The 1,866-nt window shown below is 32.6% G+C and carries 3 protein-coding genes and 1 pseudogene; all 4 read left to right on the top strand.

What is annotated here, in order from left to right:
- The first annotated feature begins 61 nt into the window (after positions 1-61).
- Positions 62-529, top strand: coding sequence for a hypothetical protein (locus CQA53_RS11135; RefSeq protein WP_115543988.1), 468 nt, complete (start codon positions 62-64; stop codon positions 527-529).
- A 33-nt stretch (positions 530-562) separates the two neighbouring features.
- Positions 563-1,069 carry a lipase family protein gene (locus CQA53_RS11130; protein ID WP_115543987.1) on the top strand — a complete coding sequence of 169 codons (507 nt, stop codon included), beginning with the start codon at positions 563-565 and terminating at the stop codon, positions 1,067-1,069.
- Complete coding sequence (locus CQA53_RS12715; RefSeq protein ID WP_181882471.1) at positions 1,070-1,564, top strand: hypothetical protein; 495 nt, start codon at positions 1,070-1,072, stop codon at positions 1,562-1,564.
- Positions 1,554-1,866, top strand: a pseudogene (locus CQA53_RS11120) (hypothetical protein); the annotation flags it as partial. The gene CQA53_RS12715 and the pseudogene CQA53_RS11120, both read left to right, overlap by 11 nt.

Raw genomic sequence — 1,866 nt, 5'->3', positions numbered from 1 at the left:
GAAAGGTGCTTGATAAATCCCTACAAGCTTCAGGCTATGAGGCTCATTTAAGGAATGTGGCGTGAAAATGAGTTATAGTATATTATCAATCATTGGAATTTTAGTTGCGGTAGTGATGTTTAGTGGGTGTGGATTTAGATACTTTGACCCACAATATTATGAGTTTAAGAGGTTAGTAGAAAAAGAAAGTGGGGTTTATGTTATTAATGAACAGATTTATGATGAATGGAGATACGAATTATCTAATAGCACATTGCTATCAAATGGATATACACTCTATACAGATTTTAGCGAGGAATATACCAAAATAGATTCTAGGATTCTAATGGAAATTAGTCATAAAAAATCTTATACTGATAATTTAGGCAAAACACATATTATTAGTTACGATATTGCATTCAATTATCTTGATTATGGTATTTTTTTAAAAGGTGATGAAGGTAGAGGATTTTGGTGGGAGACTAAAAAAGAAATGGGTGGAGCAATGGAGCTTAAAAAGAAATATATGGAGCAAACCAATGACAAATAAAGAAATGATACAGAAGTTTAGAGATTATGCTGATTGTGCAGATGCAAGGTAGGCACACTCAAAGGCGAATTCTCCCCACTTCAAGCCAAACACTTCTTTGAAAGATATGATTTATTACTTCATCAACCCAATACAGATTCAGGCTTCTCCGCCACTCTCTTTGGAGAAAAACGCAAACAAAAGAATACAGAATCTAAAGAGATAAGCTATACTGCTGAATATGGATATATCAATTATATCTTAGCCTTTCGTGGCACAGAGATGGGTAGTGATAAGATAAAAGCAATGCTAAATGATTTCTATACCAATTTCTTACTTGGGACAAACCAAATCCCAGAGCAATATTTTGATTTGATACACTTTGTAGAGACAAAGATTAAACCTAGAATCTATGATACATCATCACAATCTTATCCTAAAATAACGATAGTAGGGCATTCTTTAGGAGGGTTTTTAGCTCAAATGTGTGCTTTAAGCTATGATGAATTAGTAAATGAAATTTATACTTATAATAATATAGAAACTAAAGAGAGTGCGTAGATGAAAAAATTTAAAAAGATTCTAAAAATATCAAGTTTTATTATATTTCCTTTGATGATTGTATGGGCTTTATTCTTTGGTTGGGGGTGGTTCGTGCCTTATTCATTTCAACCTAGCTATCACGAATTTAAAAAGATGTGTAAGCTTAATGAATTACCAAATAATGAAGAGAAGTATAATAAGATTCTAAGTTACTTTGGATTGAGTTTAGATACGCTTGATTGGGGGAAGATAGAGGGAGGTATATTCTTAAATGATTCTAAGGAACATTTATACAAGCAAAAACAACAAAACCATAGAATTAATAGCTCTCTGTTTATAGTATTTAAAAGTTCTCTAGTTTTAAAAGATAATATTGACTACATATGGACTTATATGGAATGGGATAATAAAAGAAAATATCTCACAACAAAAGGTATGGCTTCTTATGAACTCGTAATCAGACAAGATTATGAAAATTGTATTATTAGCACAAGGAGTAACAATGAGCAATAAAGAACAAATCAAAAAGTTAAGGGATTATGCCGAACTTGCGTGGGCATCGTATGGCTACTTTCATCTTGCAGATAAAAACTATAAGCCTGAAGGTTGGTGGAATAAGGATAAAGATAGATTAAAGAAGTTTAAGGAGATAAAAAATAATACAACTGCTATACCCACCCCCACCGACATTCTCAACATAGAATATAATTCCTTATTCAAAGGCGAATTCTCCCCACTCCAAGCTAAACGCTTCTTTGAACGCTACGATCTTGTAGAGCATCAACCAAATACTACTTCGGGATTCTCTGCTACTT

This window comes from Helicobacter didelphidarum (assembly GCF_003364195.1).
Classification (GTDB): Bacteria; Campylobacterota; Campylobacteria; order Campylobacterales; family Helicobacteraceae; genus Helicobacter_A; species Helicobacter_A didelphidarum.
The sequence above is the reverse complement of the archived record's forward strand: the minus strand, read 5'-3'. Positions and strand labels throughout refer to the sequence as shown.